Raw genomic sequence first — 12,082 nt, 5'->3', positions numbered from 1 at the left:
GGCCGTTGAACGTTCGGCGAATTTCAGCGGGCGTGACCGGATTGTCCCCACCGGGATGCGTACCGTGACCCCACCATCCGACTCCGGGGAGTGGCGGGGGCACCCACATGGAGTGGCTGAGCGCGGAGAACGTCGTGGCCGTCGGCACCGCGGTGCTGGGCATCGTGGCGTCGGCGGGCATGGTCTGGTACGAGCGCCGGGTGCCGCGGCGCAAACGCATCGGCTACCGCGTGCAGATGGACAACCCGATCGGCGACGACGTCCGCTCCGGCCGCGCCAACCGGCGCCTCGGGCTGTTCGACGAGGCCCCGGTCATGGCCGACGCGACGCTGGTCCTGCTGCGCGTCGAGAACGACGGCTCGATCGGCATCGACCGCGACGACTACACCAGCCCCGAACCCCACGGCCTGACCGCGGTGTTCGCCGACCGCACCATCCGGGGTGTCTCGGTCACCCAGCCGACCGACAGCGACCATCTGATGGACCACTTCACGGCGGCGCGGGGATTCGGCTACGAGGGCAACACGCTGCGCATCCCGCGCGTCCCGCTGAACCGGGGTGAGCACTTCAAGCTCCTCGTGCTGCTGTCCGGCGGGGACGTGGGCAGCGAGATACGGCTCATCGGCGGGATCCGCGAGGGCGAGGTCCACCCCAACCGCAGTGCCACACCCGACGACAAGCCGCCGCTGTTCAGCCGGGCCTCCCGGCTGATCACCATCATGCTGACCGTGTGCGTCGTCACGCTGGCCGCACTCGTGGTGGTCCGGGACGACACCCCGCCGCCGATCGGCTGCGAGAAGGGCACGCTGCGGGTGATCGGCTCGACGGCGTTCGCGCCCGTGCTGCGGGAGGCGGCGCGCAAGTATGAGGGGGACTGCGGCGGGTCGGCGATCACGGTGGACCCGCACGGGTCGACGGCGGGCGTACGGGAGCTGGACGCGCTCGGCAGGGCGAAGCGGAAGGGCTCCCCGGCGGTCGTCGCCCTCTCCGACGGGCCGAAGCCGAGCGACATGCCCGAGCTGCGTGAGAACCGGGTGGCGGTGTCCGTGTTCGCGCTCGTGCTGAACGACGACGTGGGCCTGAAGAACCTCTCCACGGCCGACGTACGGCGTCTGTACCGCGGACAGGTCACCAACTGGCGGCAACTGGGCGGCCCGGACCTTCCCGTGCACCTGGTCAGCCGCGACGCCAACTCCGGGACCCGGCAGGTCTTCCAGCGGCGGGTGCTCGGCCGGGGCGAGATCGCCAACTCCTCCGTCGACTGCGTCCACAAGGACGACGTGACGGCCCCCGTGATCCGCTGCGAACTGGACTCCACCGACCAGGTGCTGGCCCAGGTCGCCGGGCTTCCCGGCGCGATCGGCTACAGCGAGCTGAACCTCGCGGCCTCCGCGAAGGGGCTGCGCGTGCTGGACCTCGACGGCGACGCCCCGTCGGTGGACGCCATCGAGCACGGCCGCAGCGCGTACCCCTACCGGGAGATCGAGTACTCGTACACCTACGGCCGGCCTCCCGCAGACTCCCTGGCCTCGAGCTTCCTGACGTACCTCGCCCGGGGCAACGGGCAGGACGTGATCCGCACCCACGGCCACATCCCCTGCTGGACGCCGGAGGGGATGCGACTCTGCGCGTGAGATCAGCGCGGCTCCGGGGGCCGCTGGCGCGGCATGTTCGGGCGGGCAGCGCCGGGCGGGACGGGGAAGCGGCCCGTGGGGGACACGGTGTCGGGCCGCGGAGCCGAGGCGGCCGCGGCCGTCTGGATCCCCAGCGGGGTCGGGCCGGTCCGGAACTCCACCATCCAGCCGGCGGTCTCCGCCCGCACCAGCTCCGTCACGTCCTCGGAGAACTTCCGCAGTACGCCGAGGCACCGCTCCGTGGCCTCCGCGGCCGTGCCCTCGGCCGGCCCGAGCACCTCCCGGACGCTCTCCGACGCCCAGTCGAACTGGAGCACCTGCAGCCGCCGCTGCACGGCCTGCGCGGTGGCCACGTCCCTTATCCACCCGGACGTGACCCCGAAGCACCGGTCCACGGCGACGCACGCCACCGCGAGCAGGAACGCGAGATATCCCCAGGGAGCGACCCCGCCGACCGCCCCGCTGACGTCCAGCAGGGGCAGCGCGGCCCCGCACACCGTCCCGGCCGCCGCTCCGCCGCGCAGCATCCGCGCGCTCCGGCGTTTCCACACCCGGTCCTCGAGGTACCAGGCAGCCGTGTCCAGCGCCCCGCGTTCCACCCACCGGTACAGCTCGTCGAGCCGCTCCGCCGGCTCCCCCCAGTCCCCGAGCGGGAACGGCCGCCCGGTCAGATCGCCCGGCCGCAGCCCGGCCGCCCCCTCACCCCGCCCGTCCTGAGGCGGACCCTCGGGCTGCATCTCCGGCTGACCCACCCGGCACTCCCTACTGATTCCGACCGACTGATCCCGACGGCCGACCCCGACCCACCGATTCCGACCCACCGACCACGTTCGTCACGCTGCGTGATACTGGTTGCCGATGCGGAACCTTTCCTACCGCCCAACGGGTGGCGGCGGTGCGGCTTCCGTCGCTTTTCCGCCCGTAAGGGGGCCTTGATCAGGTATAGGGCCGCCGCAGATGTCACTCGAAAGAGTGCTGGGGCGACGGCCGAGTTGACCACGTAGGCTCGTGCACACGGAGGAAACGACAAGACCAGGAGCTGATCGTGATACCCGGTGGTGGCCAGCCCAACATGCAGCAGCTGCTCCAGCAGGCCCAGAAGATGCAGCAGGATCTGGCGAAGGCGCAGGAGGAACTCGCGGCCACGGAGGTCGACGGGCAGGCGGGCGGCGGGCTGGTGAGGGCCACGGTGACCGGCGCCGGCGAGCTGCGCGCGCTGAAGATCGACCCCAAGGCGGTCGACCCCGAGGACACCGAGACCCTCGCCGACCTGATCGTCGCGGCCGTGCACGCGGCCAACGAGAACGCGCAGACGCTGCAGCAGCAGAAGCTGGGCCCGCTGGCCCAGGGTCTGGGCGGTGGCAGCGGCATTCCGGGTCTGCCTTTCTAAGACCGGGCACCGCCAACTACCGTACGTACCGTAAGACTCCAGGAAGGGCAGTCCGTTGTACGAAGGCGTGGTCCAGGACCTCATCGACGAGTTGGGTCGCCTGCCCGGCGTCGGTCCCAAGAGCGCGCAGCGGATCGCCTTCCACATCCTGCAGGCGGAGCCGACGGACGTACGGCGGCTGGCGCAGGCGCTCCTCGAGGTGAAGGCGAAGGTCCGCTTCTGCGCGACCTGCGGCAACGTCGCGCAGGAGGAGCTGTGCGGCATCTGCCGTGACGCGCGCCGGGACCCGGCCGTGATCTGTGTCGTGGAGGAGCCGAAGGACGTCGTCGCGATCGAGCGGACCCGTGAGTTCCGCGGCCGCTACCACGTGCTCGGCGGCGCGATCAGTCCGATCGAGGGCGTCGGCCCCGACGACCTGCGGATCAGAGAACTGCTGGCCCGCCTGGCGGACGGCACGGTCACCGAGCTGATCCTCGCCACCGACCCCAATCTCGAAGGCGAGGCGACAGCGACGTACCTTGCCCGCATGATCAAGCCCATGGGTCTGAAGGTCACCCGGCTGGCCAGCGGCCTGCCGGTGGGTGGGGACCTGGAATACGCGGACGAGGTCACCCTCGGCCGTGCCTTCGAGGGGAGACGACTCCTAGATGTCTGACGCCACGCTGCACGACTCGACGCGGAACCCGGACGACTTCGCCGTCCAGATCGCGGACCAGGTGGAGAGTTTCCTGGTGGCCGTCACGGAGGTGGCCAAGGGCGACGAACCGGACTCGGCCGTCCCCTTCCTCCTCCTGGAGGTCTCCCAGCTCATGCTGGCCGGCGGCCGGCTGGGCGCCCACGAGGACATCGTCCCCGATGAGCGCTACGAGCCGGACCTGGGCCCGGAGCCCGACGTGGACGAGCTCCGGGAGAACCTGGCCCGCCTCCTGGAGCCGATCGACGTCTACTCCGAGGTCTTCGACCCGTACGAGCCCCGCAAGGCGCGGGTCCCGGCCCGGATCTCCGACGACCTGGCCGACGTCATCACCGACCTGCGCCACGGCATGGCCCACTACCGGGCCGGCCGCACCACGGAGGCCCTGTGGTGGTGGCAGTTCTCCTACTTCTCCAACTGGGGCGGCACCGCCTCGGCGACGCTCCGGGCCCTGCAGTCCCTGGTCGCCCACGTCCGCCTGAACCAGCCCCTGGAGGAACTCGACGGCCTCGACACCGACCAGGACCTCGGCGACGACCTGGAGATCGAGGCCGGCCGGGTGATGGCGGAGGAGATCGGCGGACAGCTCGGACTGCACCCCGGGACGTGACCCGGCGCGGTGCCCCTCGGCGCGGGCGCCGCCCTCGTGCGACTGTGAGCCCTGGCACTTTCCGAGTGGGGCGGCCCGGGCTGGGCATGTGCTGTTCCGGACGGGCGCCGACATCTCACGATGCGATACCGCAGAGGCGAAATGAGGGCGCTCGTTAAACTGAGCCGACCGAGTACATACCGGAGCGAGGAGCGCACGTGGGCCTTGTCGTGCAGAAGTACGGAGGCTCCTCCGTAGCCGATGCCGAGGGCATCAAGCGCGTCGCCAAGCGGATCGTGGAAGCCAAGAAGAACGGCAACCAGGTGGTTGTCGTGGTCTCCGCGATGGGCGACACGACGGACGAGCTGATCGATCTCGCCGAGCAGGTGTCCCCGATGCCTGCCGGGCGCGAGTTCGACATGCTGCTGACCGCCGGAGAGCGGATCTCCATGGCCCTGCTGGCCATGGCGATCAAGAAGCTGGGCCACGAGGCCCAGTCGTTCACCGGCAGCCAGGCAGGTGTCATCACCGACTCGGTCCACAACAAAGCCCGGATCATCGACGTCACGCCGGGCCGGATCCGCACCGCGCTGGACGAGGGCAACATCGCCATCGTCGCCGGGTTCCAGGGCGTCAGCCAGGACAAGAAGGACATCACGACCCTGGGTCGTGGCGGCTCCGACACCACCGCGGTGGCCCTCGCGGCCGCCCTCGACGCCGAGGTCTGTGAGATCTACACCGACGTCGACGGCGTGTTCACCGCGGACCCGCGTGTGGTGAAGAAGGCGAAGAAGATCGACTGGATCTCCTTCGAGGACATGCTGGAGCTCGCGGCCTCCGGCTCCAAGGTGCTGCTCCACCGCTGTGTGGAGTACGCCCGCCGTTACAACATCCCGATCCACGTCCGCTCCTCCTTCAGCGGGCTGCAGGGCACGTGGGTCAGCAGCGAGCCGATCGAGCAAGGGGACAAGAAGGTGGAGCAGGCCATCATCTCCGGTGTCGCGCACGACACCTCCGAGGCCAAGGTCACGGTCGTCGGCGTGCCGGACAAGCCGGGCGAGGCCGCCTCGATCTTCCGCGCGATCGCCGACGCCGAGGTCAACATCGACATGGTCGTGCAGAACGTGTCCGCGGCCTCCACGGGCCTGACGGACATCTCCTTCACGCTGCCGAAGACCGAGGGCCGAAAGGCCATCGACGCGCTGGAGAAGAACAAGGGCGGCATCGGCTTCGACTCGCTGCGCTACGACGACCAGATCGGCAAGATCTCCCTGGTCGGCGCGGGCATGAAGACCAACCCGGGCGTCACCGCCACCTTCTTCGAGGCGCTGTCCGACGCGGGCGTGAACATCGAGCTGATCTCGACCTCCGAGATCCGCATCTCGGTCGTCACCCGTGCCGACGACGTGCCGGAGGCCGTGCGCGCCGTGCACACCGCCTTCGGGCTCGACTCCGACAGCGACGAGGCCGTCGTCTACGGAGGCACCGGGCGATGACCGCCGGACCGACGCTCGCGGTCGTGGGAGCGACCGGAGCCGTCGGCACGGTCATGCTCCAGATCCTCTCCCAGCGCGCCGACGTCTGGGGCGAGATCCGTCTCGTCGCCTCGCCGCGCTCGGCCGGCCGCAAGCTGGCCGTGCGCGGCGAGGTGGTCGAGGTGATCGCCCTGACGGAGGAGGCCTTCGACGGGGTCGACGTCGCCATGTTCGACGTCCCCGACGAGGTCTCCGCACGGTGGGCGCCGATCGCCGCCGCCAAGGGCGCGGTGGTGGTGGACAACTCGGGCGCGTTCCGGATGGACCCGGACGTGCCCCTGGTCGTCCCCGAGGTGAACCCGCACACGGCCCGGGTCCGCCCGCGCGGCATCCTCGCCAACCCCAACTGCACGACCCTGTCGATGATCGTCGCCCTGGGCGCGTTGCACGCCGAGTTCGGGCTGCGCGAGCTGGTGGTGTCCTCGTACCAGGCGGTGAGCGGGGCCGGACGGGCCGGCGTGGAGGCGCTGCGGACGCAGTTGTCCCTGGTCGCCGGTACGGAGCTCGGCACCAGCCCCGGTGATGTGCGGCGGGCCGTGGGCGACAACACCGGGCCGTTCCCGGAGCCGGTGGCGCTGAACGTCGTGCCGTGGGCCGGGTCGCTGCGCGAGGACGGCTGGTCGTCGGAGGAGATGAAGGTGCGGGACGAGTCCCGCAAGATCCTCGGACTGCCGAAGCTGCCGGTCGCCGTGACCTGTGTGCGCGTCCCCGTGGTCACCACGCACTCGCTCACCGTGCACGCCCGCTTCCAGGGCGAGGTCACCGTCGACGGAGCCCGCGAGATCCTCGCCACGGCGCCGGGTGTGGTGCTGTGCGACGATCCGGCCGCCGGTGAGTACCCCACCCCCGCCGACGTGGTGGGCACCGACCCGACCTGGGTCGGGCGGGTGCGGCGGGCGCTGGACGACCCCACCGCGCTCGAACTCTTCGTATGCGGGGACAATCTACGCAAAGGTGCCGCGCTCAACACCGCGCAGATCGCCGAGCTGGTGGCTGCGGAACTTGTCTGAGGTCCACGTCTCACCGAGGAAGCGCAGGGTGGGAGCGGATCCATTTGTAGGATCAATGTGACGAGTATGGCTCCGGACTGTGGTCCGGACCACTTGAACCGGGCCCCTCCGGCGTTCGAAGATTCTTCTCCCCGCCCTCCGCAACCGCGCGGAGGGCGGGGAGCGTCTTTGCGGTCACCCTTACGGGGGCGTGGGGGCGCATGGTCCTGGCGTGGGGACGCCGTGATCAGGGCGTGGGGACGCCCGTTCATATGGGATATAAGGGAAGAGCGGGACGCATGACGGCACTTGAGGCACCGTCGGATGTGCTGCCGGTCGCGGGGACGCCGTCGGCTGCGGGAACGCACGGCATCATGCCCGCGTCACCAGGCACAAAAGTGATGCGGGGCACGTACAACCCCCAGGGGGCCGCGCGTGTCCAACAGGCGTGGCAGAGGTACTCGACTTCACGGTTGCGCCTCGCGGCACGGCTCTCCGGCCCCGCGCGACGCTTCGACCCCGCATGCCCGGCACGCCCGGTGGCATGCCGGTGATCGCGCCCATGCCCGCAGCGCGGCCCACCCGCATACCGAACCAGCGCGACGGCGTTCCCGCTCAGCGTGACGGCGTTCCCGCTCAGCGCGACGGCGCCGAGGACACCGTGGCGGCCGGCACCACCGTCGACCACCTCACCGAGACCTACCGGGCGCACTACCGCTCGCTGCTGGGACTGGCGGCGCTGCTCCTGGACGACACCGCCTCCTGCGAGGACGTCGTCCAGGAGGCCTTCATCCGCGTCCACTCCGCCCGCAAGCGCGTCCGGGACCCGGAGAAGACCCTCGCCTACCTGCGCCAGACGGTGGTGAACCTCTCCCGCTCCGCGCTGCGCCGCCGCATCCTCGGCCTGAAACTGCTGTCCAAGCCGATGCCGGACATGGCGAGCGCGGAGGAGGGCGCGTACGACTCGCTGGAGCGCCGTGACCTCATCAAGGCGATGAAGGGCCTGCAGCGCCGCCAGCGCGAGGTCCTCGTGCTGCGCTACTTCGCCGACATGACCGAGGCCCAGGTCGCCGAGACGCTCGGGATATCCCTGGGGTCGGTGAAGGCGTACGGCTCGCGCGGCATAGCGGCCCTCCGGGTGTCCATGGAGGCGTCGGCATCATGAGCGACCGCGCCGAGGGAGGCGGTTCCCACGATCGCCACGAGCCCTACGCCTGGCACGAACCGACGAAGCAGCACGAGCAAGAGCACAAGCCAACGCACGCTGGGAACGGAACTGTGAACCACGGCCCCGACGACCAGGGCCCGGAGGGGCTCGGCTCGGACGAGCTGGACCTGCGCCGACTGCTCCACTCGGCCGTCGACGACATCGAGCCGCGCGACGGCACGCTGGACCATCTGCGCCGCGCGGTGCCCGCCCGGCGGGCGCGCAAGCGGCAGGCCGTGGTCGGCATGGCGGCGGCCGTCCTGTTCGTCGGCACCGCCATCCCGGCCCTGCTCCACGTCTCCAACGCCACCGGCTCCGACCCCAACACCTCCATGGCCGGCCAGGCCTCACAGGCGCAGGGCGGCGGCTCGGGCAAGAACCCGGACGGCGGCGCCAGCAGCGCGGGCGGCTCCAGCGGCAAGAGCAAGGACAAGCCCAAAGAGGGGACCAAGGAGACCGGCAGGAGCAAGGCGCCCGGCGGCGGCACCGGCTCGACCGGCGGTGCCAACCCCTCCGCCAGCGCCGCCGCCGGACCCTCGGTGTGCACGGCGGCCCAGCTCGGCTCGGCCACGGGGACCGTCAACGCGCCCGACACGACCGGTGTCGTCTACGGCACCTTCCGCGTCGTCAACGTCTCCTCCACCAGCTGTACCGTCGGCGGCCCGGGAAGCGTCAGCCCGCTCGCGCAGGGCGCCGCGGACCCGGCCAAGATCAGCGCGGTCCGGCACGTCGCCGGCGACCCGGCGGGGGGCCTGCCCGCCCCGTCGACGGAGGTCTCCGGGCTGGTCCTGGCCCCCGGCGCGGCCTACGAGGAGAAGTTCGCCTTCGTCCCCTCCGAGACCTGCCCCACGACCGGCGGCGGCACGGACACCGGCGGTACGGAAACCGGCGGGCCCAGCCCCGACCCGACCCCCACGCAGGACCCCGGCGCGACCGGCTCGACGGACACCGCAGGCGCGACGTCCTCCGGCACCACCACCCAGCTCTTCACCGCGGACGGCACGGCGGACGGGAGCATCGTGGTGTCCCACACCGCGGAGGGCGGATCCCCGACGACATCGGTGACGGTGCCCAATGCCTGCGCCGGCACGGTGTACTGGACGGGGCTGCTGTCGGGTTCGTAGCCGCCCCGGCTGCGGGCAGTCGTGCCTCCCCCAGTGCCACGAGGGCCTGGGGGCCCCGCGCGAGCGAAGCCGAGTGCGGGGGAGGCACCCCGTAGCGCCGGGTTGCGCGACGCCCCCGCCCGAGCTGGACCCCGGGCGCCGCGTCACACCGCGGCGGTCTCCCCCTCCGGCACCAAGCCCAGCGCAGCGTCCCGCGCGAACTCGACCTCCCGGCGCAGCAGGCGGAACCACATGAAGACGACGAACCCCGCGAAGACGAACCACTCACCGGTGTAGCCGAGGTTCTGGAACGCCTTCAGGTCGAGCCCCGACCCCGCGGGCGCGGTCGCCGGTACCGCCTTCATCCCCGAGTCGCCCTTGTCCAGGGTGACCCAGGCGTCGTACACCCGGTACGGCACCAGGTTGACCAGCGAGGCGGAGCTGATCGCCGCCGTCTGACCGGCCGGGAGCCCGCCCGCCGCGCTGACGCCGTTGTCCCCGGGCGTCTCGGAGGCCTGCAACGCCCCGGTGACGGTGACCTCGCCGGACGGCGGGGCGGGTGCCTTGGCCGGGTCCGCCGTGCCGGGCAGCCATCCGCGCACCACCGGCAGCGCCCTGCCGGAGCCGGTGCGCAGCAGGGTCAGCACGTAGTAGCCGCTCTTTCCGTCCAGCTCCCGGTCGGGGACGAGGAGCTGCTTGCCGTACCGGCCGGTCGCGGTGGCCTGCTTGCCCGAGGTGTTCTGGTCCACGGGCAGCAGCTCGGCCAGCGGCCGGGCCGCCTCCTTCCGGTCGGACACGGCCCGCTCGGCGGCGTCGTGGTGGTCCTGCACCCGCGCCTCGAACCGGCTCAGCTGCCAGGACCCCATGAACACGCAGAACGGGATGGCGAGCAGCACGAACACGTTGATGCCCCACCAGCGGGGTGTCAGCAGAAACCGGTACACGCCCTCAACGGTACGGCGACGCCCCCGCACCCCCGTCCCCAGGGGCCCTCGGCGCCTGCATGATCGCAAAAGTTGTCCACAGGCTACGCACACTCGCCAGCTATTCGTCGGCGGCGACGGGCAGTATGGGCGCATGACTGGGGCACAGAGTGAGAGCAACATGCCGGACTGGGTAAAGCGCTTTCGGGCGCCGCGGGTGTCACTGCCCGACTGGGCCGAGGACGCGCCCGACCGGTCCCTGTTCGTGTCGAACGCGACGGGCACGTACGAGCTGTACGCCTGGGACCGGGTGACGGGAGAGCAGCGTCAGGTGACGTCCCGGCCGAACGGCACGACGGACGGCGTGCTCTCCCCGGACGGCGCCTGGATCTGGTGGTTCGACGACAAGGACGGCGACGAGTTCGGGGTGTGGCGCCGCCAGCCGTTCACGGGCGGTGCGGACGAACCGGCCACTCCCGGCCTGGAGCCCTCCTATCCGGCGGGCCTGGCCCTGTCCCGGGACGGCCGCACGGCGGTCGTGGGCCGCTCCACGGACGACGAGGGCTCGACGATCCACGTGGCACGCGAGGGCGAGGCCCCCTTCGAGCTGTACCGGCACCGCGAGTCGGCGGGCGTCGGGGACCTCTCCCACGACGGCTCCCTCATCGCGATCGAGCACACGGAGCACGGTGACGCGATGCACTCGGCGCTGCGCGTGCTGCGCCCGGACGGCACGGCGGTCGCCGAACTGGACGACACCAAGGGCGGCGCCGAGGAGCTGGGTCTGGAGGTGCTGGGCTTCGCCCCGCGCGAGGCCGATCCGCGGCTGCTCATCGGGCACCAGCGGCGCGGCCGGTGGGAGCCCCTGGTCTGGGACGTCGTCACGGGCGAGGAGACGGACCTGGCGCTGGACCTGCCGGGCGACGTGAGCGCGGACTGGTACCCGGACGGCTCGGCGCTGCTGATCGCGCACAGCTTCGAGGCCCGAAGCGAGCTGTTCCGGTACGACCTGGGCAGCCGGGAGCTGACGAGGATCCCCACCCCGCCGGGCACGGTGTCCGGCGCGACGGCCCGCCCCGACGGCAGCGTGGAGTACCTGTGGTCGTCGGCCGCCGAGCCGTCGTCGGTGCGCTCGACGACGGGCCGGGTGGTCCTGGACCCGCCCGGTCTGAAGAGCCCGGGCTCGGTCCCCGTGGAGGACGTGTGGGTGGAGGGACCCGGCGGACGGATCCACGCCCTGGTCCAGAAGCCGGCCGGTGCGACGGGGCCCCTGCCCACGGTGTTCGATCTGCACGGCGGGCCGACCTGGCACGACAGCGACTCCTTCGCCGCGGGCCCGGCCGCCTGGGTGGACCACGGGTACGCGGTGGTCAGGGTCAACTACCGGGGTTCCACGGGCTACGGCCGGGCCTGGACCGACGCGCTGAAGCACCGGGTCGGCCTGATCGAGCTGGAGGACGTGGCCGCGGTCCGCGAGTGGGCCGTCTCCTCCGGCCTCGCCGACCCCTCCCGGCTCATCCTCACCGGCGCCTCCTGGGGCGGCTACCTCACCCTGCTCGGCATCGGCACCCAGCCGGACGACTGGACCCTGGGCATCGCCGTCGTCCCGGTCGCCGACTACGTCACCGCGTACCACGACGAGATGGAAGCCCTGAAGGCCATGGACCGCACCCTCCTGGGCGGCACCCCCGAGGAGGTCCCGGACCGCTTCGAGGCCTCCTCCCCGCTCACCTACGTCGACCGGGTCAAGGCACCCGTCTACATCTCCGCCGGCGTGAACGACCCCCGCTGCCCCATCCGTCAGATCGACAACTACGTCAAGCGTCTGGAGTCCCGCGGCGCCGTGCACGAGGTGTACCGCTACGACGCGGGGCACGGATCCCTGGTGGTGGACGAGCGGATCAAGCAGGTGCGGCTGGAGCTGGACTTCGCGGCGAGGCACCTGGAGCAGGCGCGCACGACGGCGGTGTGAGCGGGCCTTGGGGCCGTGCGCGTCCGCACGGCACGGCCCCGCGGCA

At 71.6% G+C, this 12,082-nt stretch carries 11 protein-coding genes; 9 read left to right on the top strand and 2 right to left on the bottom strand.

The window, feature by feature from the left end; genetic code table 11:
• Positions 1-107 precede the first annotated feature (107 nt).
• Entirely contained in the window at positions 108-1,634 is a 1,527-nt protein-coding gene (locus tag ACFYZQ_RS09400) for a substrate-binding domain-containing protein (RefSeq protein ID WP_389143731.1), read from the top strand.
• 2 nt (positions 1,635-1,636) lie between these two features.
• Here ACFYZQ_RS09400 and ACFYZQ_RS09395 read toward each other — a convergent pair whose 3' ends face one another.
• The gene (locus ACFYZQ_RS09395) at positions 1,637-2,386 is read right to left on the bottom strand and encodes an SLATT domain-containing protein (RefSeq protein ID WP_389143728.1); all 750 of its coding nucleotides are present in this window, start codon (positions 2,384-2,386) and stop codon (positions 1,637-1,639) included.
• 293 nt (positions 2,387-2,679) lie between these two features.
• Here ACFYZQ_RS09395 and ACFYZQ_RS09390 point away from each other — a divergent pair, with 293 nt between their 5' ends.
• From ACFYZQ_RS09390 to ACFYZQ_RS09360, 7 genes are all read left to right on the top strand, one after another.
• Positions 2,680-3,024 (top strand): YbaB/EbfC family nucleoid-associated protein, encoded by a 345-nt coding sequence (locus ACFYZQ_RS09390; protein WP_389143725.1) that lies wholly within the window; start codon positions 2,680-2,682, stop codon positions 3,022-3,024.
• A gap of 55 nt (positions 3,025-3,079) precedes the next feature.
• Entirely contained in the window at positions 3,080-3,679 is a 600-nt protein-coding gene (recR, locus tag ACFYZQ_RS09385) for a recombination mediator RecR (protein WP_132856910.1), read from the top strand.
• Positions 3,672-4,328: a DUF5063 domain-containing protein gene (locus ACFYZQ_RS09380; RefSeq protein WP_389143722.1), complete on the top strand. Its 657-nt coding sequence runs from the start codon at positions 3,672-3,674 to the stop codon at positions 4,326-4,328. Before recR ends, ACFYZQ_RS09380 begins: the two co-directional genes overlap by 8 nt.
• 197 nt (positions 4,329-4,525) lie before the next feature.
• Positions 4,526-5,803 (top strand): aspartate kinase, encoded by a 1,278-nt coding sequence (locus ACFYZQ_RS09375; RefSeq protein WP_389143720.1) that lies wholly within the window; start codon positions 4,526-4,528, stop codon positions 5,801-5,803.
• Complete coding sequence (locus ACFYZQ_RS09370) at positions 5,800-6,852, top strand: aspartate-semialdehyde dehydrogenase (protein WP_389143717.1); 1,053 nt, start codon at positions 5,800-5,802, stop codon at positions 6,850-6,852. Before ACFYZQ_RS09375 ends, ACFYZQ_RS09370 begins: the two co-directional genes overlap by 4 nt.
• A gap of 502 nt (positions 6,853-7,354) precedes the next feature.
• Positions 7,355-7,996: a SigE family RNA polymerase sigma factor gene (locus tag ACFYZQ_RS09365; protein ID WP_389143715.1), complete on the top strand. Its 642-nt coding sequence runs from the start codon at positions 7,355-7,357 to the stop codon at positions 7,994-7,996.
• 113 nt (positions 7,997-8,109) lie between these two features.
• On the top strand, positions 8,110-9,162 hold the full coding sequence (locus ACFYZQ_RS09360; RefSeq protein ID WP_389143712.1) for a hypothetical protein: 1,053 nt from the start codon (positions 8,110-8,112) through the stop codon (positions 9,160-9,162).
• A 143-nt stretch (positions 9,163-9,305) separates the two neighbouring features.
• On the opposite strand, the gene ACFYZQ_RS09355 is transcribed toward ACFYZQ_RS09360, so the two are convergent.
• Positions 9,306-10,085 (bottom strand): SURF1 family protein, encoded by a 780-nt coding sequence (locus tag ACFYZQ_RS09355; protein WP_389143709.1) that lies wholly within the window; start codon positions 10,083-10,085, stop codon positions 9,306-9,308.
• Positions 10,086-10,245: 160 nt separating this feature from the next.
• On the opposite strand from ACFYZQ_RS09355, the gene ACFYZQ_RS09350 reads away from it, so the two are divergent.
• A complete protein-coding gene (locus ACFYZQ_RS09350; RefSeq protein ID WP_389143706.1) occupies positions 10,246-12,036 on the top strand; it encodes a prolyl oligopeptidase family serine peptidase in 1,791 nt (596 codons plus the stop codon).
• The last annotated feature ends 46 nt before the right edge of the window (positions 12,037-12,082 follow it).

It is taken from the genome of Streptomyces sp. NPDC001843 (assembly GCF_042891955.1).
Taxonomy (GTDB): domain Bacteria; phylum Actinomycetota; class Actinomycetes; order Streptomycetales; family Streptomycetaceae; genus Streptomyces.
This window is presented reverse-complemented; position numbering and strand designations above follow the sequence as displayed.

Excerpts from the sequence above, each read along its gene's own strand:
- ACFYZQ_RS09400 (WP_389143731.1), top strand. The coding sequence starts at position 108 with ATGGAGTGGCTGAGCGCGGAGAACGTCGTGGCCGTCGGCACCGCGGTG.
- ACFYZQ_RS09380 (WP_389143722.1), top strand. The coding sequence starts at position 3,672 with ATGTCTGACGCCACGCTGCACGACTCGACGCGGAACCCGGACGACTTC.
- ACFYZQ_RS09370 (WP_389143717.1), top strand. The coding sequence starts at position 5,800 with ATGACCGCCGGACCGACGCTCGCGGTCGTGGGAGCGACCGGAGCCGTC.
- ACFYZQ_RS09365 (WP_389143715.1), top strand. The coding sequence starts at position 7,355 with ATGCCCGGCACGCCCGGTGGCATGCCGGTGATCGCGCCCATGCCCGCA.
- ACFYZQ_RS09350 (WP_389143706.1), top strand. The coding sequence starts at position 10,246 with ATGCCGGACTGGGTAAAGCGCTTTCGGGCGCCGCGGGTGTCACTGCCC.